Source organism: Chryseotalea sp. (genome assembly GCF_057350905.1).
In genome coordinates this window covers 634,685-661,465 of sequence record NZ_JBMRCF010000008.1, presented here as the reverse complement: position 1 = coordinate 661,465, position 26,781 = coordinate 634,685, and the positions used below count along the sequence as shown (strand labels likewise).

At 40.3% G+C, this 26,781-nt stretch carries 23 protein-coding genes; 14 read left to right on the top strand and 9 right to left on the bottom strand.

The window, feature by feature from the left end; all coding sequences use genetic code 11:
* Positions 1-76 precede the first annotated feature (76 nt).
* The gene (locus tag ACO1XM_RS11415) at positions 77-1,555 is read left to right on the top strand and encodes a S10 family peptidase (protein ID WP_486228979.1); all 1,479 of its coding nucleotides are present in this window, start codon (positions 77-79) and stop codon (positions 1,553-1,555) included.
* 409 nt (positions 1,556-1,964) lie between these two features.
* Here the strand turns inward: ACO1XM_RS11415 and ACO1XM_RS11410 are convergent, their stop codons facing one another.
* On the bottom strand, positions 1,965-4,253 hold the full coding sequence (locus tag ACO1XM_RS11410; RefSeq protein WP_486228977.1) for an acyl-CoA dehydrogenase family protein: 2,289 nt from the start codon (positions 4,251-4,253) through the stop codon (positions 1,965-1,967).
* Between the two features lie 127 nt (positions 4,254-4,380).
* Between ACO1XM_RS11410 and ACO1XM_RS11405 the strand changes: the two genes are divergently transcribed.
* From ACO1XM_RS11405 to ACO1XM_RS11390, 4 genes are all read left to right on the top strand, one after another.
* A complete protein-coding gene (locus ACO1XM_RS11405) occupies positions 4,381-5,673 on the top strand; it encodes a hypothetical protein (RefSeq protein WP_486228975.1) in 1,293 nt (430 codons plus the stop codon).
* Positions 5,674-5,686: 13 nt separating this feature from the next.
* The gene (locus tag ACO1XM_RS11400; protein ID WP_486228973.1) at positions 5,687-6,745 is read left to right on the top strand and encodes a sensor histidine kinase; all 1,059 of its coding nucleotides are present in this window, start codon (positions 5,687-5,689) and stop codon (positions 6,743-6,745) included.
* Positions 6,697-7,461 (top strand): LytR/AlgR family response regulator transcription factor, encoded by a 765-nt coding sequence (locus ACO1XM_RS11395; RefSeq protein ID WP_486228971.1) that lies wholly within the window; start codon positions 6,697-6,699, stop codon positions 7,459-7,461. The genes ACO1XM_RS11400 and ACO1XM_RS11395 overlap by 49 nt, the downstream gene beginning before the upstream one ends.
* Before the next feature lie 122 nt (positions 7,462-7,583).
* Positions 7,584-8,834: a hypothetical protein gene (locus tag ACO1XM_RS11390; RefSeq protein WP_486228969.1), complete on the top strand. Its 1,251-nt coding sequence runs from the start codon at positions 7,584-7,586 to the stop codon at positions 8,832-8,834.
* 251 nt (positions 8,835-9,085) lie between these two features.
* Here ACO1XM_RS11390 and ACO1XM_RS11385 read toward each other — a convergent pair whose 3' ends face one another.
* Together ACO1XM_RS11385 and ACO1XM_RS11380 are read right to left on the bottom strand one after the other, a co-directional pair.
* Entirely contained in the window at positions 9,086-10,171 is a 1,086-nt protein-coding gene (locus ACO1XM_RS11385; RefSeq protein WP_486228967.1) for an amidohydrolase family protein, read from the bottom strand.
* An 80-nt stretch (positions 10,172-10,251) separates the two neighbouring features.
* The gene (locus ACO1XM_RS11380; protein ID WP_486228965.1) at positions 10,252-12,012 is read right to left on the bottom strand and encodes a hypothetical protein; all 1,761 of its coding nucleotides are present in this window, start codon (positions 12,010-12,012) and stop codon (positions 10,252-10,254) included.
* Positions 12,013-12,188: 176 nt separating this feature from the next.
* Here ACO1XM_RS11380 and ACO1XM_RS11375 point away from each other — a divergent pair, with 176 nt between their 5' ends.
* Both ACO1XM_RS11375 and ACO1XM_RS11370 read left to right on the top strand, forming a co-directional pair.
* Complete coding sequence (locus ACO1XM_RS11375; protein ID WP_486228963.1) at positions 12,189-13,220, top strand: tetratricopeptide repeat protein; 1,032 nt, start codon at positions 12,189-12,191, stop codon at positions 13,218-13,220.
* Positions 13,221-13,244: 24 nt separating this feature from the next.
* A complete protein-coding gene (locus tag ACO1XM_RS11370) occupies positions 13,245-14,117 on the top strand; it encodes a 1-aminocyclopropane-1-carboxylate deaminase/D-cysteine desulfhydrase (protein WP_486228961.1) in 873 nt (290 codons plus the stop codon).
* Between the two features lie 2 nt (positions 14,118-14,119).
* Here ACO1XM_RS11370 and ACO1XM_RS11365 read toward each other — a convergent pair whose 3' ends face one another.
* Positions 14,120-15,460 (bottom strand): DASH family cryptochrome, encoded by a 1,341-nt coding sequence (locus ACO1XM_RS11365; protein ID WP_486228959.1) that lies wholly within the window; start codon positions 15,458-15,460, stop codon positions 14,120-14,122.
* Between the two features lie 64 nt (positions 15,461-15,524).
* Positions 15,525-16,598: a peptide chain release factor 1 gene (prfA, locus tag ACO1XM_RS11360; RefSeq protein WP_486228957.1), complete on the bottom strand. Its 1,074-nt coding sequence runs from the start codon at positions 16,596-16,598 to the stop codon at positions 15,525-15,527.
* Between the two features lie 102 nt (positions 16,599-16,700).
* Here prfA and ACO1XM_RS11355 point away from each other — a divergent pair, with 102 nt between their 5' ends.
* Entirely contained in the window at positions 16,701-17,168 is a 468-nt protein-coding gene (locus ACO1XM_RS11355; RefSeq protein ID WP_486228955.1) for a hypothetical protein, read from the top strand.
* Between the two features lie 135 nt (positions 17,169-17,303).
* On the opposite strand, the gene ACO1XM_RS11350 is transcribed toward ACO1XM_RS11355, so the two are convergent.
* The 3 genes from ACO1XM_RS11350 to ACO1XM_RS11340 form a co-directional block, all read right to left on the bottom strand.
* Complete coding sequence (locus tag ACO1XM_RS11350) at positions 17,304-19,283, bottom strand: DUF4932 domain-containing protein (protein ID WP_486228953.1); 1,980 nt, start codon at positions 19,281-19,283, stop codon at positions 17,304-17,306.
* A gap of 88 nt (positions 19,284-19,371) precedes the next feature.
* The gene (locus ACO1XM_RS11345; protein WP_486228951.1) at positions 19,372-20,424 is read right to left on the bottom strand and encodes a helix-turn-helix domain-containing protein; all 1,053 of its coding nucleotides are present in this window, start codon (positions 20,422-20,424) and stop codon (positions 19,372-19,374) included.
* Positions 20,411-21,004 carry a DNA-3-methyladenine glycosylase I gene (locus ACO1XM_RS11340; protein WP_486228949.1) on the bottom strand — a complete coding sequence of 198 codons (594 nt, stop codon included), beginning with the start codon at positions 21,002-21,004 and terminating at the stop codon, positions 20,411-20,413. Before ACO1XM_RS11340 ends, ACO1XM_RS11345 begins: the two co-directional genes overlap by 14 nt.
* Before the next feature lie 55 nt (positions 21,005-21,059).
* On the opposite strand from ACO1XM_RS11340, the gene ACO1XM_RS11335 reads away from it, so the two are divergent.
* Together ACO1XM_RS11335 and ACO1XM_RS11330 are read left to right on the top strand one after the other, a co-directional pair.
* Entirely contained in the window at positions 21,060-21,602 is a 543-nt protein-coding gene (locus ACO1XM_RS11335; protein WP_486228947.1) for a DinB family protein, read from the top strand.
* Positions 21,603-21,609: 7 nt separating this feature from the next.
* Entirely contained in the window at positions 21,610-22,131 is a 522-nt protein-coding gene (locus tag ACO1XM_RS11330) for a RidA family protein (protein ID WP_486228945.1), read from the top strand.
* 159 nt (positions 22,132-22,290) lie between these two features.
* Here ACO1XM_RS11330 and ACO1XM_RS11325 read toward each other — a convergent pair whose 3' ends face one another.
* Complete coding sequence (locus ACO1XM_RS11325) at positions 22,291-23,418, bottom strand: trans-sulfuration enzyme family protein (protein ID WP_486228943.1); 1,128 nt, start codon at positions 23,416-23,418, stop codon at positions 22,291-22,293.
* Between the two features lie 95 nt (positions 23,419-23,513).
* Between ACO1XM_RS11325 and ACO1XM_RS11320 the strand changes: the two genes are divergently transcribed.
* From ACO1XM_RS11320 to ACO1XM_RS11305, 4 genes are all read left to right on the top strand, one after another.
* Complete coding sequence (locus ACO1XM_RS11320) at positions 23,514-23,864, top strand: hypothetical protein (RefSeq protein WP_486228941.1); 351 nt, start codon at positions 23,514-23,516, stop codon at positions 23,862-23,864.
* 797 nt (positions 23,865-24,661) lie between these two features.
* Positions 24,662-25,447 carry a sensor histidine kinase gene (locus ACO1XM_RS11315; RefSeq protein ID WP_486228939.1) on the top strand — a complete coding sequence of 262 codons (786 nt, stop codon included), beginning with the start codon at positions 24,662-24,664 and terminating at the stop codon, positions 25,445-25,447.
* Positions 25,448-25,450: 3 nt separating this feature from the next.
* Positions 25,451-26,101, top strand: a complete 651-nt coding sequence (locus ACO1XM_RS11310; protein ID WP_486228937.1) for a response regulator transcription factor — start codon at positions 25,451-25,453, stop codon at positions 26,099-26,101.
* Positions 26,102-26,344: 243 nt separating this feature from the next.
* Entirely contained in the window at positions 26,345-26,758 is a 414-nt protein-coding gene (locus ACO1XM_RS11305; RefSeq protein ID WP_160118601.1) for a response regulator, read from the top strand.
* Positions 26,759-26,781: the final 23 nt, after the last annotated feature.

Below are 26,781 nucleotides of genomic sequence, written 5' to 3'. Positions count from 1 at the left end.
TAGTTTTGCTTCTGTGCAGGCTTTGTTGCTGCTTCCATTGAAATAGAATAGGTTTTAGCTTTTATTCAAACAATTTATGATGAAAAATATTTTAATTGTACTGATCATGAGTATCGGTGCTACGTGCCTTTTGGCACAGGAACGATTGCTGCCAGCGGAGTCTGCTGTTGTTTCTACCGGGCAGGTTACCATTAAAGGGAAGCCTGTTCCTTACAAAGTTACCGCAGGCACGCAACCTGTTTGGGATAAAGACGGTAAAGTGATAGCCTCACTCTTCTATACCTACTATGAACGCACAGATGCAACAGACAAAGGCAAACGACCGTTAATCATGTCGTTTAATGGAGGACCCGGTTCTGCTTCTGTTTGGATGCATGTAGCGTATACAGGGCCAAAAATGTTAAACATCGATGATGAAGGTTATCCTGTTCAGCCTTACGGTGTGCGCGACAATCCACACTCTGTTTTAGATGTTGCGGACATTGTTTTTATAGACCCTGTGAATACGGGTTTCTCCCGAATACTAGACCCAAAAGCCGAACGCTCAACTTTCTTTGGCGTGAATGCAGATATTAAATACCTGGCGGAGTGGTTAAATACTTTTGTGTCGCGCAACAGTCGTTGGACCTCACCAAAATATTTAATTGGTGAAAGCTATGGTACTACGCGTGTGGCTGGTCTCGCCCTTGAATTGCAAAATTCTCATTGGATGTATTTGAATGGCGTTATTCTGGTATCGCCAACAGAGATTGGCATTAAACGCGAAGGTCCTGTGAGTGATGCCTTGTCCTTACCTTATTTCACCGCAGCGGCCTGGTATCAAAAAGCCTTGCCTGCAGATTTACAACAAAAAGATTTAGATGCTGTGCTTCCGGAAGCAGAGGCATTTACAATCAATGAATTGATACCAGCTTTAAGTAAAGGTGGTTTTATCGATGAAGCAGAAAAGAAAAAAATTGCGGCTAAAATGGGGCGTTATTCAGGCCTTTCAGAAAAAGTGTTGCTGCAAAGTAATCTGGTGGTGTCTCCTCAATATTTCTGGAAAGAGCTTTTGCGTGAGAAAGGATTGACCATCGGTCGCTTAGACTCTCGTTATCTGGGTATAGACCGCATGGAGGCTGGTGATGCGCCAGATTACAACGCTGAGTTAACATCATGGCTGCATTCTTTTACACCAGCCATCAACTATTATCTGCGCGATGTATTGAAATATAAAACTGATATTAAATATAATATGTTTGGCGATGTGCGTCCCTGGGATAACAGCAATGACAGAACTGGTGAAAACTTAAGATTGGCCATGGCCGAGAATCCATATTTGCATGTAATGTTTCAATCGGGCTACTACGATGGTGCCACGACTTACTTCGATGCCAAGTATTCCATGTGGCAACTCGACCCTAGCGGTAAAATGAAAAACCGATTGTCGTTTAAAGGCTATCGGAGCGGGCACATGATGTACTTGCGTGCAGAAGACTTGGCCAGCTCTAACGAACACATTCGTGAGTTTATATTGAAATCTACACCAGCTAAAGGAATGCCAGCTAAATATTAACAACTAACCGCATAGACCGCAGAGGTTCGCAAAGAAAAGAGCTGTGCCAACTCCGCGAACCTTAGCGCCCTTTGCGGTTAAAATAATTAAACGCAGAGGTTCACAAAGAAAAGAGCTGTGCCAACTCCGTGAATCTTAACGCCCTTTGTGGTTAAAATAATAAACCGCAGAGACCGCAGAGGTTCGCAAAGAAAAGAGCTGTACCAACTCCGTGAATCTTTACGCCCTTTGCGGTTAAAATAGTTAAGCAAAGGAATCGCAGAGGTCCGCAAACAAAAGGGCAGTACCAACTCTTCGAATCTTAGAGTCCTTTGTGGTTAAAATAATAAACCGCAGAGACCGCAGAGGTTCGCAAAGAAAAGAGCAGTACCACCTCCGCGAACCTTTGCGCCCTTTGCGGTCAAAAATTTTATCCTCGTCTGGCAATGGGTGCACTTAAACACACCTCTGGAATTTTAAAGGCATCTGTTAAAGGCACAGCATCCTGCCTCACTTCCCAACACAGTTGATTGAGCTGTTTACGGATGGCTTTTGTTTTCACACCTTCCATATAACCGTTTTCTAAATACCATCCTTTGTGCTTATCAAATTGAGAGAGGGCAAACAAGGCACATAATTTTGACAAAACTTTTTTACAGCCTTCATCTTTGGTTTGTTCAACAGCCAATTGAAATTGCTCAAGAATAATTCGCTCCACATAAGCAAAACCAACCTCCACCAAGTGATGCTGACAAACATTAAAGGCATCAAAAGAATCCATCCCACTGTCGAGGTGGCGCTTTAAACGTTTGGCAGCTGAAGTGAGAATATCACGTTCGCGAAAACGAAAGGCGCTGATATGAAACTCCGGATCCAGCAAGTGCTCATCATCAGTATTGCGAATAACAAAAGGATTCATTTCAGATAAGGATGTTTTCGCCTGATCAGCTACATAATTTAGTATTCTGAAAACATTCATATTGCTGAACTCTTGTTTGAACTCCGTCAGGCGACTTTTGGCCACCAATTGCATCAGCACGGTATTGTCACCTTCAAAAGTGGTGTAGATATCAGAGTCGTTTTTCAGCGCATCAATTCTGTTTTCAGATAAATAACCTTTTCCGCCACAACACTCCCTGCATTCCTGTAAAGTTTGTGTGTTTGTCCAGGTTGCAAATGCTTTTAATCCGGCAGCCAATGCCTCAATCTCTTGCATCTCCTCTTCAGTTCGTTTAATAAAACGATCTGTCAGGTATTGTAAAGAGAAATGCATGGCATAGGCATTCGCCAGCAATGGCATTAAACGTCTCTGGTGTGTTCGGTAATTTAAAACAGGTACTTCTTCTGCACCTTCAGGGCCGAATTGCCTGCGTTGATCGCCATACCGTATGGCAATGGTAAGCCCGGATTTAGTAGCTGCCAGGGCAGAACGTGGAATACCAATGCGTCCGCCCACCAGTGTACCCAACATGGTAAAAAACCTGCGGTTATCACTGTTAATAGGACTGGTGAAATGGCCTTCGTCATTTACCGAAGCAAAACGATCCAGCATATTCTCTTTAGGAATTATCACCTTGTTGAAAGAAATTTTTCCATTATCAACGCCATTCAACCCCATCTTTCTGCCGCAATCCTCAATGGTAATACCCGGCAGTATGTTGCCCTGTTTATCACGCAAAGCAACGACAAAGGCACTCACACCATAATCCTTTCCATCAATGATAAGTTTGGCAAAGACCGTTGCCATTTCTCCATGAAGGGCTGCATTGCCAATGTATTCTTTTTGCGCATTTACATTTGGTGTATGAATGGTAAATGTTTTTTGCTGATGATTGTAAGTCGCTGTGGTTTCAATGCCACGTACATTAGAGCCATGGTTAGTTTCTGTCATGGCAAAACAACCAGGTAGTGCCAGTGTACCAATGTCTTTTAAATATTTTTGATGGTGCTTTTCTGTTCCCAGAAAATAAACACTCATGCCCCATAAGCCAAATTGTACACCAAACTTCACTACCAAACTTAAATCATGGTAGCTTAATGTTTCCATAATGGTAAAGTAGGCGGCCATGTCATCAGCGCCACCATATATTTTTGGATAAGCAATTGAGCCGAAACCCTGCTTAGCCAAATGTTTTGCCCACAATAAAACTTTTTCGCGTTGTTCAGTTAAGTTATCTGTATCTAGGTAGGCAAACTCGGGATCAGAAAGTATTTTTTTTACTTTGGCAATTAAGGGAGCATGCACTCCATCTAATTGTTTTGCCAGTATTTCAACATCAAAAGTATGTTGTGTAACCTGACCTTGTGTAAGACTTTTTCGGCTTTCAGGATAGAAGGTATACACAACTTCTTGCGGGATAAGACCCAACATCTCTTCCACACCATTCAACGCTTTGCTTACTTCAGGCTTTACGTTTTGTCCATTCAGTGAAGCCAACGCAGTGCCTACCGAAGCGAGATTTACCGCAAGCGAAGCATCTACCTTTCGGATTTCAACCAACCAACTTTTTAAAGTCTCTGCGGAAGGCGGATTAGAGGGATTGAATTGTTCAATTAAAAACTTGCGTTCTTCTTCGCTAAGCCATTGCTGTTTATTGATTAAAGTATGCAGCGCATTGATTTCAGTAGGTGTCAGCACAGCATCAGACCATACGGTATACAAAAGCGGTACAAAGACGATAAGGTTATTGTTGTTTTGAAGCGGATGACTGTGTATCATAAAAAAGGTGTTAGCGTCTTATAAAAATAGGAAATGTGCCTGAGACTTTTGCCAAGCCAGTAGAATACACTACTTTCTATCCCGTTTCAGGTATCTGATATCCCGATTGGGCAATTAAACAGCTGGTATGAAAATACTTCATAGTATTTTTGAATGGCAATTGCGTATTAAAGTGAAAAGGAAAGGAAGCATGAACTCTAAGAAAGTACTGATTATATTGTTGGGGATACTAATTGCCCTGGCGGCTATTGCCGTTGAAGTCAAGGCGCAGTCGCACGAGGGCTTTATTTACGGGAAAGTATATACCGACCGCACCACTTACATCGGGCCACTTCGCTGGGGCAACGAAGAGGTTTTTTGGAGCGATTTGTTTAACGCAGCCAAAAGCAATAATGATTACGTAAAGTTGATACCCAAAGAGGATAGTGACTCAGAGTGGTGGTCTAACTATAACTGGAGTTTTAGCAGCATTTGGGAGGACAAAGAAACAGCTCATCAGTTCTCTTGCCAGTTTGGAAATCTGAAAGAGATTATACCATTAAACAAGGGCAAAATAAAAGTAAAACTAAAGAACGGTGGAGAATTGCAGCTAAATGGTGAGGGCTATAATGATGTTGAGGCGAATGTTCAACTACTGGATGAAGAGTTGGGATCAGTAAGTATTAATTGGGATAGGGTAAAAAAAATAGAATTTCTGCCAACACCGGCCAAACTTAATCAGACTTTTGGCACACCACTCTATGGAACCGTTGAAGGCCTGCGTAGGGAAAGATACACTGGTTTTATTATTTGGGATAATGATGAACGCCTGGGAAATGATAAGCTTGATGGTGATACAAATGATGGAGATGTAGCAGTTAAGTTTTCAGACATCACAACGATTGCGAAAAGCGGTAATGGTTGCGATGTGCGATTGAAATCAGGCAGAGAACTCTATCTAACCGGATCGAACGATGTGAACAGCGGCAACAGAGGTGTAATCGTAGTAACACCTGATATGGGCGTTATAAAATTTTCATGGAAGGCATTTAAACAGGTAACATTTTCACAGGCACCTCATACTGGTCAATCTTACACTGCCTTTACGAGCCCTAAGCCACTGGTGGGTAAGGTGGCTTTATTAGAAGGAGCTGATGTATCGGGAAGAATTATTTATGATATTGATGAAGTGTTAGATTTTGAACTATTGGAGGGTAAAGAAAATGATATTGAGTACTCCATCCCTCTTAAGAATATAAGAAAGATTACTCCAAAAAACTCTGACTATTCACAGCTTGAGCTTACCTCAGGGCAGACACTTTTTTTAGGCAATATGCGCGATGTTTCCGAGGACAATAGCGGGTTATTGGTTTTCGAAAAAGGTAAAAAAGATCCCGTGTATATAGCCTGGAGAAAAATCAATGAGATTATCTTTCAATAGTACAGCCTGAGCTTTGAAAAAGGTATATAAAATTCTTCTTTGGACAATTGCCATCCTACTCATAAGTGCAGGTTACTGGTACTTATTTCAACCGGATATCATTCTGGTTTTCTCGGCTGTTTGGATTATAATTATCGCCTTACTGCTTTGGTTCGGTAATCGACAGCTTACTATACGACTCGATCGCCTTATGCCCTGGAGCAGGTATGGCAACTGGCGTTTCTTTATACAATTGGCGTTGGGTATCGCTTACTTGCTATTCCTGATCAATCTGATCTATTACATCATTAAAACCTCGCTTACCTCAACACCACCAGTATGGGAACAAATGATTGTGGTGAATTTTTGGGGAGCCGTTATTTTTATTCCTGTTTTCTCCTTGTATTTCAGTCTGCACTTCTTAAAGCATTGGCGTACGTCTGAACTTGAAGTAGAAAAAAATCAAAAGGAACGCATGCGATCGCAGTTAGATTCGCTAAAGAACCACCTCGATCCGCATTTTCTTTTTAATAACTTGAATATTTTGGCCTCTTTAATTGAAAAAGACAAAACGGCTTCAAGAAATTTTATTCAAAAATTTGCGGAAGTGTACCGATCATTATTGAGAACAAAATCTGACGATTTGATACTGCTTTCTGAAGAGCTGGATTTTGTTGATGCCTATATGTATTTGATTCGTGTGCGTTTTGAAGATCATATTCAGATTACAATTACGCTGCAAAATAATACTAAGAGCAAAATGCTACCCCCGCTAACTTTGCAAATGCTGTTGGAGAATGTAATAAAACATAACTTGATAAGTGAAACGCAGCCACTGGAAATCGAAATATTGGAAAGAGCTGGAAATTATCTGGTAGTACGCAATACACTTCTTACAAAGGCTGAACCAGCCAGCGCAGGAGAAGGCAGCGGCCTGGAAAATATTAGAAAGCGCTATGCTCATTTTACCGAACAAGCAGTGACTGTTGTGAAAACAGAAACACATTTTGAAGTGAGCATACCTTTACTGGAAATAGAAAACGCATGTCAATACTCCTCATCGAAGACGAAACCCTGGCAGCGGATCGGCTGAAAAACATGCTATTGGAAATTGATGCTGATATAGAACTTCTTGCGCATTTAAAATCGGTGGAGGCTTCTGTTCAATGGTTGCAGGATAATTCTCATCCGGATCTTATACTGTCGGATATTCGCTTATTAGACGGCTTGTGTTTTGAGATTTTTGAAAGCGTAAAAGTTGATGTACCTGTAATCTTCACTACGGCCTATGATCAATATGCCATGAAGGCTTTTGAGGTAAACAGCATTGATTACTTATTAAAACCCGTTGAGCTCGAAAAACTGAGAATTGCTTTAGAAAAGGCAAGCAAACGCATTGTTAAAAAGGATTCGCAACCAGCTGTAAACTATACGGAACTATTAAAGCTACTTCAAAACCAGCAACAGCAATATAAATCCAGGTTTATGGTCAGGCTTGGTCAAAAGATTGTGGCGATTCCTGTTGAAAAGATTGCATACTTCTTTAGTGAAAGTAAACTGACTTACGTGGTAACAAACGATCAAAAAAAATATCCCCTTGACCAGACCTTAGATGAGCTTACCACCGTACTTGATCCACGTATATTTTTCCGGATCAACCGTCAATTCATCATTACCTTTCCATCGATCGCAGAGATTCATCCTTACTTCAAGGGAAGAATGAAATTGAACCTGACTCCTGCTGCTGCCGAAGAGGTAATCATCAGCTCTGAGCGCACACCTGAGTTTAAAAAGTGGATTGATCAGTAAAAAGCTGAGTAGTATTTTATCCCGATTCATCCCCTACATGTTCCGTTTTGTCCCTACTCTATTCTAAAGGGCACAACTTCCAGCGAGTTTAGCAGTATAATCAGCAACCATAAAAGATTATTATGAAAATAACTGCTTGCATACTCGGCATAACCATGTTATGCACCTCGCTCACCACATCTGCACAAGATGAGGGATTTATCTACGGTAAAGTTTATATGCACGATGATCGTGTGTACGAAGGCCCGATTCGTTGGGGTAAGGAAGAAGTTTACTGGATTGATATTTTTAATGCCGGTAAAGAAAAGAATCCAAACCTTAAATTTCTTTCTTCACGCGAGCGTGAAGAACTGGAAAGAAGACAAAACGACTGGGGTTACTGGAGTGGTAGCTTCTGGACAAAATGGATTGGTTCCGATTGGGACAATACCAATGGTGAATTCACACACCAGTTCTCTTGTCAGTTTGGAGAATTAAAAAATATTGAGCCAGATGGCAGAAAATATGTGAATGTGGAACTGCAGAATGGAGCAAAGTTTAGCTTACTGGGTGAAGGATACAATGATGTAGGACTGGAGATTCGGATTATGGATGCTGAGATGGGCCAGGTGGAGATAGAGTGGAATCGTATACGCAAAGTGGAGTTTATGAAAACACCGAAGCGGATTGAGAATAAATTTGGCAACCCCCTATATGGAACAGTGGAAGCTTACGGCAAAAAATTTACAGGGTATATTCAGTGGGATCACGATGAAAGACTCTCTACCGATCGCCTGGATGGAGATGCTGAAGATGGAGATTTATCGATAGAGATGGGTAAAATTAAATCCATTGAAAGAGTTGGTAATCGTAGCCAGGTGGTGTTAAAATCAGGCCGAGAATTGCGCATGGATGGCAGCAACGATGTGAGCAACGGGCATAGAGGTGTGATCGTAATGAGTAAAGATTCCCCCACCATTGATATACCATGGAGTGAATTCGATAAAGTAACGTTTAATGAATTCATTGGCTCGCCTGATTTAACATATTCTGATTTCACTAAGCAAAAGGCACTGACAGGAACTGTTACAACACAAGAGGGTAAGACCCTTAGCGGAAAAATTGTGTACGACCTGGATGAAGAGTTTGAGTTTGAATTATTGCAAGGTAAAAGCAATGACTTTGAATACATCATTCCTTTTCATCAGGTGAAAAGAGTTGAAGTGACAAGTGCTAATCGTTGTTTGGTAGAATTAAAAACCGGAGAGAAAATATCGCTGGAAGAAGCACAGGATGTCAATGAAAAAAATCAGGGACTGCTGGTATTTTCAGATGCGAAATCAGATCCGAAGTATATTCGATGGGAAGAGGTAAAATCAATTGACTTTAAGTAGCACGATTTCTAATAGGTTTAGGTTTCTGTTACTTGATCCTGCCTCGCAAGAGGCAGGATTTTTTTGTTCGGCTGGTTTTGTGTTATTGAGACTCTGCTGACAAAGTAAAAAACGAGGATTCAAAAAGTAAACACCTTATAATTTCTACTCATAAGAAGTCTACTTCGAGAACACTAATAAATACAGTTTCCCCACATATCTAGCGGCCAGCAGCGTGTAGCCAGCAACCAGAACAGCTTAATCAGCATATCTTATTTAGGGAAAACACTTTTATCGATGCCTGGTAAAATACGAAGTGCATTTTTATAATATATTTTCTTTAGCACATCGTCTGGCAGATCCAATCCGTACATGCGCCAGAAAGCATGGTAGCGCTTGTGATAAGGAAAATATTCATCAGCAGTTTCTAGTACCCTGAAATACGTTTCATATTCAGCAGGTACCCAGCTGTCTTTCCCAAACAATACGCGATCCTGATATTTAATCATAAACTCACGTGCTGCCCGTGGTTGGCGGCCTAACTCTGCAATCACAGCACCAATCTCTACAACCACGTTGGGCATTTCATCCAGCAATGAACCTAGTTTCTTTAAATCATTTGGAAACCAGGCCATGTGCGCTGCAATGAAGGTAGTCTTCTTATGTTTTTTAAAAATATTATGTTGCTCAGCAATAATGGTTTCCCAAGGTGCAGGATCATTATCTCCACGCTGGCGACCTTCATGTGTTTTCAACTCAAGCCAGCGTTCGTTATTGGCGTCCATCGGCTGCCAGAATTGTTTAGGGTCGGCAGAGTGAATTAAAACCGGTATGCCTAACTCACCGCACTTAGCCCAGATCGGATCAATGCGTGGGTCATCAATGCGAATGCGATTTCCTTTACTGTCCTTAGCCGTCATCCCAAGGTTTTTATAAATCTTCAAACCTTGTGCACCCTTTTTTACATCTTCTTCAAGTTGTTTTAACATGCGCGACTGCCACTCAGCATCATCAATAGCGCTGAAATCCATGTTAGTGAATACAACAAACCGCTTAGGAAAATTTTCTTTTACGTTTTTGAGAGAACCCTCTAAATGTTCTGTACTTCCACGACCTCTTCCGCTTAGATTCACCATTACCGCCATATTCAGTTTGTCCATTTCGGCAGTAAGGTTAGCCAGGTTTTGCGTAGGCATGTTGAATTGATGATTGTGGATATCAATAAAAGGGTAACGTGCTTTTGTAAGCCTTGTTTCCTTCACGACCAGTGTTGAAGGTGGATCGTAGGCTTCGAAATCCATTTGTTGGCTCTTTGCTAAAAATGGTATAAGTAACAGACCGAATGTTAGAAATTTCATAAAAAATATTTTCTTCAATAACGCGAAAATCAGGCTAGAGGTATTACTTTTTTTATAAACGGATGCTTTTAGAGAAGAACTTACTCAAAGGGGTAAGAATCATACTTTTCGAGTATTGTCTTAATGGTTTCCCAAACCTCAGCATCAGAGCCGTCTAGTTTTCGTCTTAACCAAAAACCGATGGCAACCTCTTCTGTAAAATAGAAGTATTCATTGTCGGTAGGAGGAAATTGATTATACATTTTTGAAAAGATTGGCTCCTGATCGGCACCCTCTAAATATGTTTTATATAGATAACTAGGGCCATAAAAACCTGCCTCGCGACTGGCGTCCAGATACGCAGTAGCATGCTCGTCATACTTCTTTTCACTATCGAAGTACTCACGAGCTGTTGCCAGCTGCCATATCGCTCTTCTGAACATGCCATTATAGATTGCTTGTGCGGATTGTCCCATATACGCATCGCCTGGCTGGGGTAACAAGTATTCTTTAAACCAAATAACAGCAGCAGGATTTAAACCATAAAAAGGAAGCTCCTGATCTTCCAGGTTCAGGTACAAACCTTTACCGCTGATTCTCCAAACCAAATCATTGAGCGAGTAATCGTTTTCATCTTCAGGATATGAACGCCTCACCTGATTATATAAAAGCTTTTCTGTTTTATACCTGAAAATATGTTGGTGTGTGTTATAAAAGCCAAAAGATTTTGTTTTTAGAATAACCCGGGGCACATCTGTATTAAAGTAATAGCGACTATCATCATAGGTGTCGATCAATTCCTGAAAAAAATCAGTAATCATAGAATTACGATCTCTGACCGAAAGCGGTATAGCGTCTGGTAAATCTTTGTTTTCAATCACTTCTTGCGCAGCAGCTTCACTTTCATAATAAGCAGCGTCTCCATCATCATAATCTTCCTGATAGTGCTCCTCTACAGCCTCATCTTGCACAAAAGCATATCTGTCTTTGTATTCATCAAAAAACTTTTTGCTGTGTAAAGCAGTAAACACAAAAGATTTGTCAGCAGGCAAAGCTTCACCTTCTGGCATAAATATAATTCGCTTGGCTTTTACAGATGGGAAGGTGCAGCCGAAAAATAATGTAAGTTCACCATCTCCATTATAGAAGACTTCACCATTGCTTAGCATTTCATGGTTAACAGATTTGAAGCGGACATTTTCGATTCTGAAAAAATCCTTTTCTTCCTTTGCTTCATAATTATCAGCAAAATAAAGACGTCCACTTAACTCAGGCACATCATGGTTAGTAGATATGACAAGTCCATCAGTTTCGGTAGTGCCGTTCAAGTTGAATACCAGGCCTGCGTTTCGGTATGGATCAGCATTGTGGTACACATCTAATACCAGGTATTTGGTTAGTTTATTATTTAACACGATAGTGCCACCAAAGGCAACACCCACAAGTACACCAAAAAGAACAAAGGGTAGTACTACCCCCTTACCCTCACTTTTCTGCCATTCTTTAATAGGTTTGTAAAAGCAAGACACCAAAAGGAAGACACAGTAGATAAGAATTACGGCACCATAAAAAACGTTGAAGAAAACCGTAGTGTTTTGATATTGAAGACCTGCCATGATTACCGCAGCGGCCATTACCGCTAATATTAAAGCGGTGAGATAGAGAAATGGGTAAGAATAGCGAGAGCCAAAGAACCAAACAAAAGAAGTGACCAATACCCAAGTGGTTGCAATGATGCTTAACGCTACAGCGGGTAATCCGATGCCTGCGGTAGAAAAGAATAAGGCGGTTTGGACGAGCAGGGCAAGAAAGCCAAGGATATTCAGCGCTGCAAAAACTCTAAAAAGGACAGGGAATTTCATAAGTTTTAAATTATAAATTGAAGTAACGAAAAATCCAAGTAATTTTCGAAACCAATTCAGTCAATATATTCAGATAGCGTATAATTCTCACAGTTAATAATCGATCCATGAAAAAAACACTTTTCTGCCTTTTGCTTTTTATCTGTTGGAACCTCCAGGCGCAAGATGCTGAGTCAATGAAAAAGAAACTTGCAGCGGGCGACTACAATGCTGTGAAAGCAGAAGCCTCCAAGCTGGTTGAAGCCAATCCTAAAAACAAAATGGCGCTAAGCTTACGCGCTCAGGCACGTATGGGGCTTCAAGATTTTTACGGAGCTATCGGTGATCTGACCTTTGCAATAGAGCTGGATTCTACATTTGCAGAAGCTTATAACTTTAGAGGCGAGGCCAAGATGCTGCTGGGTGATGATGACGGGGCGATTAATGATTTAGATAAAGCGATCAGGTTTAACGCAAAGATGGCCGATGCCTATACAAACCGTGGTTTAGCCAAATACAACATAGAAGATTTACAAGGTGCTTACTTTGATTTTTCTAAAGCACTTGAAATTGGCCCAACAGATGCTGATAAATATTTTAACAGGGGTGTTGTAAAAGCGGAGTTAGGTGAATTTATCAGCGCCATTGATGACTATAACAAAGCCATTGAATTGGATAAAACTGATCCGAACTTACTAAACTACCGTGGTGTTGCTTATTACAACATTGGTGAATTTGATAAGGCAATAGTTGACTACGATGCCGCCATTAAATTGGATGCTAAAGATGCATTGAAATATGAAAACCGCGCACTGTCTAAGAGTGCTAAAGAAGATTATAAGGGAGCATTAGAGGATTATAATAAAGCAATTGAATTATTTAACGAAGATCCTGAAACGTTTAATTTGAGGGGTGTGATTAAGTATACCCTTGAAGATAACGATGGAGCTATTGCTGATTACAATCAGGCTATTACCCTGGATCCACTCAACCCTATGTATTACGATAACCGCGCACTTAGCAAAACAGAGAAGGAAGATTATACAGGTGCTATTGAAGATTACTCAATCTCCATTGATTTGTACCCATCAGATCCGGAGACCTATTATCAGCGCGCGTTAGTAAAAATATTGGCCGGTAATAAGTACGATGCATGTCTTGATTTAAAAAAGGCAGAAGAGTTGGGCTCACCAGAAGCGAAGGCTGAGATAAAGAAGAATTGTAAGTAAGGGAATTCTTACTAAAATTACTGAATGCTTAGCTATACATGCACGCCTGTTCAACCATTGAATCATTCTCTTTTCGATGAACAAAATCTGCAGGTATTTATCAAACGCGAGGACTTGAATCATCCATTTGTCAGCGGAAATAAATGGTGGAAGCTGAAGTATAACCTGGAGGAAGCAAAAAGACTTGGTTACAATACACTACTCACATTTGGTGGAGCACATTCCAATCACATATATGCTACAGCAGCAGCTGCCAAAGAAAGTGGATTCAAAGCCCTGGGAATAATTCGGGGTGAAGAGTTGTCTGTGCATGACAATGCAACATTGCGGTTTGCACATGAGCAAGGCATGGACTTGCATTTTGTTTCCAGAGAGGTGTACCGTAAAAAGAGTGATGCGAATTTTCTAGAGAGCCTGCCAAATGAGTTTCGTGAAGCTTACATCATTCCTGAAGGAGGCACAAATGATTTGGCAGTTCGTGGAGTGGCAGAGTTTGGCTTACAACTTAGAAAAGAAGTTGATTTTGATTATGTGTCTTGTGCAGCAGGTACCGGTGGAACATTGGCCGGCTTAATCAAGGCGCTGCCTGATAAAAAACTACTTGGCTTTTCTTCTTTAAAAGGGGGCTTTATGGAAGCTGAAGTAAAAAAATTAGTAAAAACGGAGGCAACTAACTGGTCGATAAATAACGACTACCATTTTGGAGGTTATGGTAAATACAATCAGTCATTGCTGGATTTTATTGTCAAGGCTGAGAAAGATTTTAGTATTTCGCTTGAACAAGTATATACCGGAAAGATGGTTTTCGGAACCCTGGATTTAGTTACCAAGCAATATTTTTCAAGAGGAAGCAAAGTTTTGCTTTTACATACCGGAGGGTTGCAGGGTAAAATCTAATGCTATGAAATCATGTTTGATTCAGATGTATTCTTTACTTCATCCGTCTTACCCAACAACCAATGCCTTGTATATTCCCCTTTCGGATCATATTTTCTTACCTGACTTTCAGTATTAAAATAACGATCTTCACGTGGATCATTACCAACACCGGCAATATAGGCCCAGTTAAGCCAATTGCTGGAGACATCATAATCAATTAGCTGACTTTCGAACCAGGCAGCCCCCCAGGTCCAGTTTACCTTATAATCTTTAGCGAGGAAGCTGGCAACATTTTGTCTTCCGCGATTACTCATATAACCCGTGTACAAGAGTTCCTTCATGTTCGCGTCAATGAAATCTACACCTGTTTCACCAAGACGCCACTTTTCAAATAACTCAAAACTATTCTCAGTAAGCATTGCTTTATTTCTTATACCCTTACGTTGAAAAATTTTATTTCCATATTTCTTTGCAACAAAGCGGAAGTAATCACGCCACATCAATTCGAAAATGAGCCAGTAGGTTGAGTCATTTTTAATCCGCTCCATTTCATAGCGCTTCACCTCTTCATAAATGGTACGTGGTGAAATACAGCCCAATGAAAGCCAGGCTGAAAATTTAGAGGAGTAATCGGCACCCAACAATTCATTTCTGGTTTCTTTATAGGTGCGCAGCAAATCTTTTTCCCATAGATACGCGTGTAAACGCGCCAGTGCATTTTGTTCACCACCTTTAAATTGAAAGGCACTTCTAGAATCTGCGGGTTGTGAGTGAAGGCCTAAATCTTGAATAGTTGGAATACTCAGTGATGCTATCTCTTGTTGATAAGGGATCTCAGGCGTTGGGAAAGAGTTGCGAACCTTTGATTCTTGTTCAATCTCTTTTCTGAAATTAGTAAACGTGTCTGGTAATCGTTGTATGGGCCAGGGAATATCATCTGCATGATATAAAGTGTTTTGCCAGTATGTTTCTAAAGATACCCCAAACTTTTTTAACTGTACTTCAAGAACTTGTTGTGTTGCTAACTCCTCACTCCCCACTTCTTGTGAAGCATAAACAACCGTAAGCTTCAGTTCCTGAACAAGCTGCGGAATTATATTTTCAGGCCTGCCAACAAAAACGTGCAGGTCTGCATTTATTTTTTGTAAGGAAATTTTAAGTACAATCAGACTTTCAATCAGAAACTGTGTTCTAAAAGCTCCGGTTTTTGGAAAACCCAATTTGCCAATTTGAAACTGAGCAGGATCAATAATATAGATTGGTAAAACAAAAGAGGCTTTGGCTGCGGCCCGAAACAAAATTTCATTGTCGAGCAAACGCAATTCGTTTTTAAACCAAAGCAGACTTCTCTTCTCCTTCATTGCCTAAATAACCATGAAGAAGAAAAGAAGTTTTATAAAAATGACTTTTTATAATCAGCAGAAATTAATTGCTACCCTCCGCCATTTTCTCAGCACTATCGGCAATGCGCAGTTGCTCAATAAAATCATCGATGTCGCCATTCATTACAGCAGGTAGGTTATGCGTTGTAAATCCAATGCGATGGTCAGTAACCCTGCTCTGTGGATAATTGTAGGTTCTTATCTTTTCGGAACGGTCACCACTCCGTACTAAAGATCTTCGTGCCGCACCAATTTCACTGTGTTGTTTCTCAACCTCCATTTCATAGAGTTTGGTTTTCAACATTTGCATAGCCCTTTCACGGTTACCATGTTGTGAGCGCTCCACCTGACAAGTAATAACGATCCCTGTAGGCTTGTGTGTCATCTGCACTTTGGTTTCCACCTTGTTAACGTTCTGTCCACCGGCTCCACCTGAACGGGAAGTCTGAACCTCAATATCAGCAGGATTAATTTCTACTGCGCCTACTTCGTCTACTTCCGGTAGAGCAACCACTGAAGCTGCCGATGTGTGCACACGCCCTTGCGTTTCTGTAGCAGGTACACGTTGCACACGATGTACCCCGGATTCGAACTTGAGTAAGCCGTAAGCACCCTCTCCGCTTACACTGCAAATAATTTCTTTATAACCTCCGGCAGTACCATCAGTAAAGTCAAGGGCGGTCATTTTTAAACCACGTCTATCACAGAAGCGTTGATACATGCGCCACAAGTCTCCTGCAAAAATGGAAGCCTCATCGCCCCCAGTTCCGGCACGGATCTCCAGCAACACATTTTTGTCGTCATTTGGATCTTTGGGGATTAACATGTCGCGCAACTCAAGGTCGAGTGCCTCAATTTTTGGCTCCAGTTCGTCTATCTCCATCTTGGCCATCTCACGCAGCTCCTGATCCTTCTCCTTTTCCAGCACCTCTTTAGCCTGTTTTAAATGGGCCAGTGTTTTGGAATACTCATTATATTTCACCACAATTTTTCCCAAATCACGGTATTCCTTGCCTAGCTGAGAGGACTTTTTTGGGTTGTTTATAATATCTGGTTGAACCATTAATTGACCAACCTCCTCAAAACGCAGCTTTATTTCTTCTAATTTCTCGATCATAGTCTAAAACAGGCGCAAAAATAATGAAAAAGTAGCCAGTCAGCAGTATAGAGTAGGCAGGCGTTTGCCTTGTTTGTATTTTGCGGGCAAAAGCTGAGAATTATGAAAAAATTTAAGTTTGGCTATTTGGTTGTGCTAAGTGTTGTTATGATTTCTTGCGGAGGCGGATTAACAGATGAACAGCGCAGGAAAATTAAAGAAGAGATGGAAACCAGCCAGATCAAGAAAATCACCGAAGCTGAAATTACGGAGGCCACCATGACCCATGGACGGAGGCTATCTGATCTATTAAAGAGGGTAAATAATGCCGACTCATTGAGCAAAGCAGAGAATGTAAAAATAAAATGGTTGCAAGCAGGCCAGGCGGACGTTACAGAAATGGAACGACAATTAATTGAGGCCTATCTGACACAGCTTAGCGGAGGAAGTATGGATAATGTTCAAAAAATAGGAACAGATTCACTCCTCTACACTGTTCCTGTTATTGTAAAAAGAGACGATGGCGTTGATGAAGTAAAAGGAATTTGGAGCATTTACTTCACGCGCAAGCAGATTGTGCTGGGGCTTTAAATAACTCTCTTAGATACACCAAGTCCTAAAATGACAGGTTTAATTGAAAGAGACAATCCGTCTGACTGCTGCTTACTTCAGCATTCAACGGTCTGACGGATTCCAGGCAAAAACATGGCTTAGCGATTTATTTAACTACTTGGAATTAGCGTATCCGCTATCGGCTAAAAACTTTTTAAAATCATGGATGGTGAGTATATCAGTTATTGCTTTGCGCTTATCGGCTGCTTTATCATAATATGCTTTAGTGATTTTATAACCCATCCAATAACCTAAGTCCTTAGGTCGGGATTTGTCAGGTTTATAGTAGAGCCAACCACTCCAGACGTTGCTGTCCATGCTTACTTTAAATTCATTCCACAATTCAGCCTCACGCGCATCACCATATTCAAAGATTTGTTTATTTGAATGTGTGCCTGTTACCAATTCGCAGAGAAAATCTGCAGCGCCTTCTTTTATACTTTGTGCCAGTAGAGAGTTATCGGAGGTATAGTCTTGCTGAAAGTGCATTAACTCGTGAACGACTACATCATCTAACAAATCAATATCCAGACGAGGTGCTATTTTGTTGTTTGGATTTCCAAACATTTCTGCACCAATAATAAGACCGCCTTTAAAAGCAGTACCACCAGAATTTTTAGCACCGATAACAAAATAAACATCAGGGAACACCGCAGCAGGATAGAGTTGCTGAAACTTCTTGAAATGGGCAGACATCAATTCCTTTTTAGTGTCAATAGATAAAGAGCTTTTGCGAATGGATTCATAATACTCCCGGTTTTGTTTAACAACCTTACTTAGATTTTTACCACTTTCAATACGATTGGGAATAAAAGCCTTTAACCCCTTGCTTCCTTTTTGAAGGTACTCCGTTTCAAGTACGGATGCTTTTATGTTTGGATAGGTTTGATCGAATACCTTCCAAAATAAATTAATGTCTTCCGTATGAATTTTTGCGCTTAAAGAATCGGCCAGTGCGGTGTTATGAGCGATCGTGTCTGATACCATGGCCAGCTTGGTAAGTATTTTGTTAACCGTCCCATCATAGCTTTCATTCTTATTCTCACCATAACTGGTAAGCTCCGCTAAAACCTGGTTGATGTATTTATAATTCTTTTTGAGTTTATAATTATCATAAAGCTTTTCTGCCTGTTCTTTCAGTCCGAGCTTGCGTAGAATAATAATTTCACCTGCCCTTACCAGGTGCTCATCAAAAGTGGCATACCAGGTAGTATAGCCCTGGTCTTCCATAGCCAAACGAATGGGATCAAATAACTTCTCGGTTTTTTTAATGAGCTCATGTGGCACTTGTTTAAGACTATAATGAACGAAGGAATGACCAAATTCATGAATCGTTAATTCGAATATACGGGTGCAATCTTCAAAACCCATTTGCAGGGCGTCAGTGTCAGTAATTTTTTGCAAAGAGGTGCACCCGAAGGCGCTGAAAATGGCGGTATTATTTTTTTCGCTCATGCTGGTTGCAAAGCCCATACCGCAAGGAATAGTAAGACTTGGGATGAGTTGGTATTGCTGAAAAGTGGTTCGATAGAAAATCTCCATCTCATTAATAAAATGAGGATGAGGCAGACATTGTGTTATTTCTTTCAAAGCCTGATCATAATGCCCTTGGTAACGGGAAAAATACTGGTCAAAACTGGTTGTTTCATAAAAGTCATTCAGTGCTTTCAAAAATGTTTCTGCTTTTGTTTTAGCGGCATCAGCATTATTACGATCGAAAAAACGATACAAATCCGGATTTAAAGTTGGCTCTAGTTTGGCATTCGGAAAATCGTTCAATGACAAAACTAGTTTAAGTAAATTACTCCCGTGGTACTGCCCCAACGCAGAAGCAATGGTTTGGAGGGATGCCTCATCTTTAAAACTTGAATAAGCTTTATAAATGGCGAGGTTGTGCGCGTGCCAGTCTTGTTTTGGAATACCGTTATCATAACGATCGGCACTGTTGGCATACTCCTCACCTAAAAGTCCCATAAAAAAGGTAAAGCCCAGAAACTCAACATTTTTGTTAAAGCTTACCTGTAGATTGCTTTTTCCCTGGGCATAAAGTTTAACTGAACTAAGGATAATGAGAAAAATAAGTAACTGTTTCATATATTTTTTCTGCAAAGAAATCCTTGATAACAGCGCAAGTCGACCAATAAATTGAATCGGGAAGTCCAGAAACATGAATCTGGACGATTTATTTTTTTAAGTAACTCGATGGCGTCTTCCCTGTGTGCTCTTTAAAAATCTGATTAAAAGAAGACTTGGAGCTAAAGCCACATTCGAGGGCTATGGCAAGCAGTGTTTTATTTTTTTCAGCGGGCTCATTAATTTTCCGTAGCACCTCTTTTACTCGATAGGAATTCATGAGCTGGGTAAAACTCTGTTTATAATGATGCTGGATAACGGCTGAAGCATGCCTTGGTTGAAGTTTCAGGTCGTAACTGAGTTGCTCCAGCGTTAATTTTGGTTGCAAAAAGATCTTATCCTCCGTCAGCTTTTTAGTAAGGCGATTTATAATGTCCTGGAGTTGTTCTTCTGTGAGTGTTGCCAATAAGTTTTTTGAAACGTTATCCTTTGACCGTTCAAACAAGTCTGGTTTGAAATAGCCCAGGTAGGCGACCAAAAATATACTGGCGATAAGGAATGATTCAATATAACTATAGAGATCTATCTGGATTGCAATTTGTAAAAACCAGAGAACTGTTAAAGCGGAGATAATAGACAGCTGAACGATTAACTTAACCGGATACTTATTTTGATGCTTATGCGCGATCGCCAGATACAGGCTTCTGCCAAATAGAAGCAAACTAATAATCATCCACAGAATGGGAATAAGTTCTGTAAAAATAAACCAGGCGGTAAACTGTTGCAGCCCAAAAGACTTGCCACTTAGCCTATAAGTAATATTAGATGCCGCCTCTACTATAATTTCAATGATGCCTGGTAAGTAAAGTATAAGCACTAATTTTTTTGAAGGTAATGAAGAAGAATAAGTCTGTTGTATTAACCAGACAGATGCAGGAAGCAACAAGTAAGAACCAAGTATCCAAAACGGGATTGGGTTAGCGGAGCTGTGATAGCTGATGTCTACTGCCCAGGCATTAAGCATTTCAATCGATATCACAAAAAGAATAACACCCAGGTATGGATTAGATCGGTCGCGTTTTGAAGAGAAGAATAAGGAAAAACTTAAGAGAAAACCCTGGCAGGAGGCTATTAATAAAAGAACATGCTTAAGATTTTCCATTTTTAATATTAACCATTTTATATCGCCAGCAATCTACCAGATGATCGTTTACCAAACCACAGGCCTGCATGTGGGCGTAAATAACTGTGCTGCCTACAAATTTAAAACCACGTTTGATTAAATCTTTACTAAGTGCATCAGATTCTGTAGTTGTGGCAGGTACTTCGGAAAGGGATTTCCATTTATTAATAATCGGTTTGTGATTCACAAAACCCCAGATGTAGTTATCGAATGTTCCAAACTCTTTCTGTACTTCTAAAAAGCGTTTGGCATTATTGGCGGCTGCAAATACTTTTAATCGGTTACGAATAATGGCAGGATTTAATAAGATTTTTTCCAACCGGACTTCTGTAAAGCGTGCAACTTTTTGTGGATCAAAATTGGCAAAAGCCTCGCGGTAGCCTTCACGTTTTTTAAGAATGGTGCTCCAGCTTAAACCAGCTTGTGCCCCCTCCAGTATCAGAAATTCGAAATGTGTTTGATCGTCATGCACCGGCACACCCCATTCTTCATCATGGTATTGTATGTATTGATCAAATTTTAAGCACCAGGCACAACGCACTTGTTCTTTTTTAGTCATAAGTTTTCCTAACTTGTATCAAGGTAAAAAAACGAACAGTTCAATACAAATAATCATGCTTACCGATAAGTGGACAGAACAAATTGAAAAAACAACACAATTGTTTATAGATACGTTTGGAACACTTTCAAAAGAATCACTTAATTATAAACCATCACCACAGGTTTGGAGTGTTGCGCAGAACGTGCATCACCTGATCGTAATTAACGAAACCTATTTCCCGGTGTTAGATAGCCTGAAAAGAAATGACTACAAGGTGCCATGGATTGGCAAAGTCAATTTTATGGTGAACTTTTTTGGTAAAGCAATTTTGAGATCAGTAAATCCAGACAGAAGAAAGAAAATGAAAACTTTCGCTATCTGGGAGCCTTCAAGCAGTGACTTTGATGAAACAATCCTGAAGGATTTTGCGATTCATCAGCATAAACTTAAAGAATACATTATTGCCTCCAACGATTTGATTAATAAGGATGTTGTCATCTCTTCTCCAGCGAACAAAAACATCGTGTATAAACTTGACAAAGCTTTTGATATTATTGCAACACACGAACTAAGACATTTTGAACAAGCCAAAGAACTACTTCCACTACTTATATAAACGAACTATGAAGAAACTCATTCTACTGCCTCTCCTCTTTTTTGTACTTACCTGTACAGGACAAGCTGTTGATGCTGAAAAGAAGTTGAAAGAACTGGGTATTGAATTAATCACGCCCACGAAACCCATGGCTAATTACGTAAAGGCTGTGCGTACAGGCAATCTCATTTTTTTGGCAGGCCATGGACCCACCAAAGCTGACGGTACTTTAATAACAGGTAAAGTCGGTAAAGAACTCAGTACAGAACAAGGCGCAGAGGCTGCACGACAAACAGCTATTTCGCTACTGTCAACATTAAAGGCAGAAATTGGAGATTTGAATAAGGTAAAACGTATTGTTAAGGTGTTGGGCATGGTAAACTGTACTGAGAACTTTACCGATCAACCTAAAGTTATCAACGGTTTTAGTGATTTAATGGTGCAGGTATTTGGCGAGAAGGGTAAACACGCCCGATCAGCCGTAGGTATGTACGCCTTACCCTCTAATATGGCTGTAGAGATTGAAATGATTGTGGAGGTTGAGAATTGATTAGTTGATGATTGATTCGTTGATGTACTAATGGGATGTGGAGTAGTTAACAAACCATATTCTTACTTGATAAATATGGAATGCGTCCAGATAGTGTTCTTTTCAACACTACTAGGTAAATCATCACATCAACGAATCAATTATTAGCACATCGTCTCATCAACCCAGCGCTTGTTTAATATCGTGTATTAAATCTTCAGCTTCTTCTATTCCTACCGAGAAACGCAGCAAATTATCCGACACGCCAATGGCAGCACGTTCAGCCGCTGTCATTTTTGAGTGTGAAGTTTTTAATGGAGAACAAATAGTAGACTCTACGCCCCCTAAACTCAAGGCACGTTTAATCAGTTTTAGTTTGTTTGTAAAACCCAGCGCATCATTTTTTACTTCAAAGCTTAACATGCCACCAAAGCCACCGGGCATCTGAGTCTTCGCTATTGCGTAATTCGGATGATCTTCCAGTCCCGGATAAAAAACATGGCCAATCCTTGAATCTGTCTTTAGAAATTTAGCGATGGCTAAGGCATTTTCATTTTGTTGACGAACACGCAGTACTATCGTTTTTAAGCTACGCTCTACCAACCAGGCCGTGTTAGCATCGGGTGAACCACCCCAGTTGATTGCTTTACTATGTATTTTTTCCATCAGGGACTGCGTTGTAACCAGAAAGCCACAGCAAAGGTCGCTATGCCCGCCAATGTACTTGGTGCCACTGTGCGCTACAATATCTATACCCAGGTTAATCGGATTTTGGTTTACCGGTGAAGCAAAAGTGTTATCAATCATGGTAAGGATGCCTTTTGCTTTCGCAATATCGGCTACAGCCTGAACATCAGTGATTTTCAAAGTGGGATTAGAGGGAGTCTCTATATAGATGACTTTGGTCTCTGCTTTTATCGCTTTCGAAAAATTTTGTGGATCACTGGCATCCACCATGCTGTAGCTGATGCCCAACCTTGGTAACTCCGTAATTACTGAGTAGTAAGTGCCACCATATAAATCGTTTTGAAAAATAACATGATCCCCTGCTTTGAGAAAAGTAATCAATCCGGTAAGAATAGCAGACATTCCCGAACTGAACATGAGTCCTGCCTCGCCATGTTCCAAGGCTGCTACTTTATGCGCTGCAGCTTTTAAGTTAGGGGTATTGTAATATCGGGGGTACAGTATGGCCTGTCCCTCATAATCATAAGCCGAAGATGGATAAAGAGGAGTGACGGCTCCCTTAAATTGGGGGTCACCATGCGATCCGGCATGGACGCTGAGGGTAAGCTTTGAGTCTTTCATAGATTGTGTAACAAATATAGTGTCCACCTGATCTGATAAAAATCCCGTTCAAAAAAATCCACTATTTTAGGGCATATTATATAACCCCTATAGTTATGGCAAAAGGAGAAAAAATTAGTAAGTCAAAGGCCCGCAAGTGGATAAACAACTACAAGAACAAGCACAGTAAAGACAAGAACTACCTTTCTTCTATGCTCTTTGATAAGAAAATTGTCATGAGCATGCTAAATGAAGATAGGTGTGAAGGTTTGCGTGTGTACAATGCACTAGATGATGAAGGGAAGATTCATTTCGTGTTGGTTGGGACAGATTCAAAAGGCAATAATATTCTGCCTGCTGGTGATGAGTACGCAACACGCACTGCTGAACAAAGTGCTGATGGAGACCCGATCTTGATCAATGATGGAGTTCCTTGTCCGCCTGACTGCCCTGATGACAATCTATGACAGCATCAGAATTTCTTTACCTGTCGAACTACTTTCAGTGGTTCGGCAGTTTTTTGATTATACTATTTACTGTTAAGCACTACAAAGACAAACAAGTGGCGCTAGCAATCATCGGGATATATGGTTTAGTAAGTTTTCTTTTTCAACTTTTTCAGGAACTAAACAGACATAAATACATACACCTCCCTAATGGGTCTGTTAGTAATCTGTATGTATTATTTGAGGCAGGTATCCTTCTTTTTTTATACTATAAATCCATCTCATATTCCGCAATTAAAAAGATAATAGTAATAATATCTTTATCTTTTTTTGTCTACTATCAATTAATAATTATTGATGAATTTAATGAAATGTCTTCTCTAATAAGAGCTGGAAGGGATGTCGTTTTAATACTATGTTCACTTATCTATTTCTTTTATCTTTTGAGGGAGTTACCAAGTAAAAATCTTATTAATGATCTAATGTTTTGGATTAATTCAGCCGTTTTGTTTTTTTTCTCATGCACATTTATGCTGTCGCTGAGTGCGAGCTATATACTGGAGGCACTGAGTGATGATTGGCATTGGTATTGGTCCTTTCGAAACTTTCTGAGGGTACTATTTTGCATCATTATCTGCCTAGGTATTTGGCAAGCACGTAAAAGCCGTAAGATCATTGAGTCTTGAGATGTTACCAGATATATACTTTTTATGAACAGGTTTCTGTCTACTCATTTTTCTTTGGCATCTGTCTGGACAGTTAGGCCCTATTCACATACGCCAAAAATTACTATCTCCCGAATTTTATAATTTTAAGTCATGGAGCCCGCCAACATAGATTTTATCATCATGTTTTCAATCGCAACGGCTGTCATGCTTTTACTGGCATTCAGCATTATCTTTTTTGTGGTTTTTTATCAAAAAAGAATACTATCTGAACAGTTAAAGCTTAAATTGTTAGAGGCTGAATATCAGCAAAAAATGTTACAAGCTGCACTTGAATCGCAAGAGAAAGAACGCAGCAGGTTGGCCAGCGATCTGCATGACAGTGTTGGAGCAATGTTGTCAACCATACGTTTATCTCTTCATCCAGTAGTAAAAGCAGGTAATGGTCAACCCTTAGATCAGACTAAGCAATTATTGGATGAAACTATAGAAACAGTTCGAAGAATTAGTCGCGATTTGTTGCCAACAGGTTTAGAAAAATTTGGGTTAACACATGCCGTTCGCGAAATGTGCGAACGCATAAGCTCATCAGGTATCATTGAAGTGCTGGTAACCGAATCGGGTGATAGAATTGAAATGGATAAAAAGCGAGAGGTGCTTGTCTACAGAATTGTACAGGAGATCGTGAACAATGCGATACGCCACTCAAAGGCATCCTTACTAAAAGTTACGTTGGTCTGGGGACAAACATTAGATTTAGTTATACAAGACAACGGAGAAGGCTTCGATTATGAAGGATTTAAAAACCATCAGGGCAAGTCTGGTCTTGGTTTGTACAATATAGAAACAAGGGCTTCTCTCTTGGGCGCCAAGCTAAATTTTGACACTGTATTTCCTAAAGGAAGCCAGTTTACACTTAAGATACCAACTGCTGCATAAGATATGAAACCAGATTTAAAAGTATACATCGCTGACGACCATACCATCTTCAGAAAAGCCATGGTTAGTCTGTTGCAGTCTTTCGAGCGCGTTGCCAGCGTTAAAGATGCTGAGAATGGAAAAGAATTGTTGGCGCTGGTAAAAGAAAGTCAGCCGGATATAGTATTGCTTGATTTGCAAATGCCTGTTATGGATGGATCCGAAACTTGCGAGCAACTCTATAACAAGTATCCGGATGTTAGAGTAATCGTGTTGTCGATGCACGACAGTGAACGTTATATATTACACATGATGGATTTGGGGGCACGTGCGTTTTTATTCAAGAACGTAGAACCAGATGAATTGGAAGCGGCTATTTATTCTGTGGCCGATAAAGATTTTTATCACAACGAATTTATTGCATCCATACTTAGAAAGAGCCTACGTGAAAAACATAATTTAAAACGACCAGACTTTAATCCAGGTTTAAGTGAGCGCGAACTGGAAGTGCTTCGTCTTATTTGTGAAGAGTATTCAACAAAAGAGATCAGCAGCAGATTGTCACTGAGTGACCGCACTGTAGAGAATCACCGCGCCAGAATTATGGAAAAGATTGGCGTTAAAAACATAGTAGGTGTGGTGCGCTATGCCTACGAAAGCGGTTTACTCACATAAAATACAACCTTAACCGCTTAGGTATTTATACCTAATTTGCCTGAGTTCATATACCTATTATCAGTGAGTATTTTGAAAACAAATGAAAAGTCATAAATCATAATTATCTGTACTTCAATAAGTTATAAATAAACTAAACTCCCGACCTTCCGCCAATTAACCCCTGCCGTTCAGGCATCAAAAACACCAAGTATTGAATCACCATCTTTCGAAAAAACAACGGTTTAGTTCGTTTAGATGCTTATGAAAATTCTGGTGATCAACAGGCAGAAAGAGGTTATTGGTCAAATCGCAGCAGTACTTGCATCGGTAGAACCAGTCATACGATATTATGATTCCGGTCTGGATGGGCTCCTGGCCGCACGAATCGAATCTTTTGACCTTATTGTTTGCAGTACTGATCTGCCTGTGATCACCGGTTTTGAACTTGTCCGTTCGCTGAGAAACTCGTCCATTAATAAAAGCACTCCGGTGATTTTTTTGGCGGATGAACTTAATCACAAGACAACCTACTTAAGTCATATTTTAGGAGCAGCAGCAACCGTAAAGCTGAATGACGAACAACTTGAGGGTGCACTGCAAAAACAGAAAGTATATTTTGAATCCAAAGGACCCTCTCAATTTCAAGATATTTTCCCCGGCTATAGCCTAAACTGAAATCTCGTTGACGGTTGGCTATA

Excerpts from the sequence above, each read along its gene's own strand:
- ACO1XM_RS11415 (WP_486228979.1), top strand. The coding sequence starts at position 77 with ATGATGAAAAATATTTTAATTGTACTGATCATGAGTATCGGTGCTACG.
- ACO1XM_RS11410 (WP_486228977.1), bottom strand. The coding sequence starts at position 4,253 with ATGATACACAGTCATCCGCTTCAAAACAACAATAACCTTATCGTCTTT.
- ACO1XM_RS11405 (WP_486228975.1), top strand. The coding sequence starts at position 4,381 with ATGAAAATACTTCATAGTATTTTTGAATGGCAATTGCGTATTAAAGTG.
- ACO1XM_RS11395 (WP_486228971.1), top strand. The coding sequence starts at position 6,697 with ATGTCAATACTCCTCATCGAAGACGAAACCCTGGCAGCGGATCGGCTG.
- ACO1XM_RS11390 (WP_486228969.1), top strand. The coding sequence starts at position 7,584 with ATGAAAATAACTGCTTGCATACTCGGCATAACCATGTTATGCACCTCG.
- ACO1XM_RS11385 (WP_486228967.1), bottom strand. The coding sequence starts at position 10,171 with ATGAAATTTCTAACATTCGGTCTGTTACTTATACCATTTTTAGCAAAG.
- ACO1XM_RS11380 (WP_486228965.1), bottom strand. The coding sequence starts at position 12,012 with ATGAAATTCCCTGTCCTTTTTAGAGTTTTTGCAGCGCTGAATATCCTT.
- ACO1XM_RS11375 (WP_486228963.1), top strand. The coding sequence starts at position 12,189 with ATGAAAAAGAAACTTGCAGCGGGCGACTACAATGCTGTGAAAGCAGAA.
- ACO1XM_RS11370 (WP_486228961.1), top strand. The coding sequence starts at position 13,245 with ATGCTTAGCTATACATGCACGCCTGTTCAACCATTGAATCATTCTCTT.
- ACO1XM_RS11365 (WP_486228959.1), bottom strand. The coding sequence starts at position 15,460 with ATGAAGGAGAAGAGAAGTCTGCTTTGGTTTAAAAACGAATTGCGTTTG.
- prfA (WP_486228957.1), bottom strand. The coding sequence starts at position 16,598 with ATGATCGAGAAATTAGAAGAAATAAAGCTGCGTTTTGAGGAGGTTGGT.
- ACO1XM_RS11355 (WP_486228955.1), top strand. The coding sequence starts at position 16,701 with ATGAAAAAATTTAAGTTTGGCTATTTGGTTGTGCTAAGTGTTGTTATG.
- ACO1XM_RS11350 (WP_486228953.1), bottom strand. The coding sequence starts at position 19,283 with ATGAAACAGTTACTTATTTTTCTCATTATCCTTAGTTCAGTTAAACTT.
- ACO1XM_RS11345 (WP_486228951.1), bottom strand. The coding sequence starts at position 20,424 with ATGGAAAATCTTAAGCATGTTCTTTTATTAATAGCCTCCTGCCAGGGT.
- ACO1XM_RS11340 (WP_486228949.1), bottom strand. The coding sequence starts at position 21,004 with ATGACTAAAAAAGAACAAGTGCGTTGTGCCTGGTGCTTAAAATTTGAT.
- ACO1XM_RS11335 (WP_486228947.1), top strand. The coding sequence starts at position 21,060 with ATGCTTACCGATAAGTGGACAGAACAAATTGAAAAAACAACACAATTG.
- ACO1XM_RS11330 (WP_486228945.1), top strand. The coding sequence starts at position 21,610 with ATGAAGAAACTCATTCTACTGCCTCTCCTCTTTTTTGTACTTACCTGT.
- ACO1XM_RS11325 (WP_486228943.1), bottom strand. The coding sequence starts at position 23,418 with ATGAAAGACTCAAAGCTTACCCTCAGCGTCCATGCCGGATCGCATGGT.
- ACO1XM_RS11320 (WP_486228941.1), top strand. The coding sequence starts at position 23,514 with ATGGCAAAAGGAGAAAAAATTAGTAAGTCAAAGGCCCGCAAGTGGATA.
- ACO1XM_RS11315 (WP_486228939.1), top strand. The coding sequence starts at position 24,662 with ATGGAGCCCGCCAACATAGATTTTATCATCATGTTTTCAATCGCAACG.
- ACO1XM_RS11310 (WP_486228937.1), top strand. The coding sequence starts at position 25,451 with ATGAAACCAGATTTAAAAGTATACATCGCTGACGACCATACCATCTTC.
- ACO1XM_RS11305 (WP_160118601.1), top strand. The coding sequence starts at position 26,345 with ATGAAAATTCTGGTGATCAACAGGCAGAAAGAGGTTATTGGTCAAATC.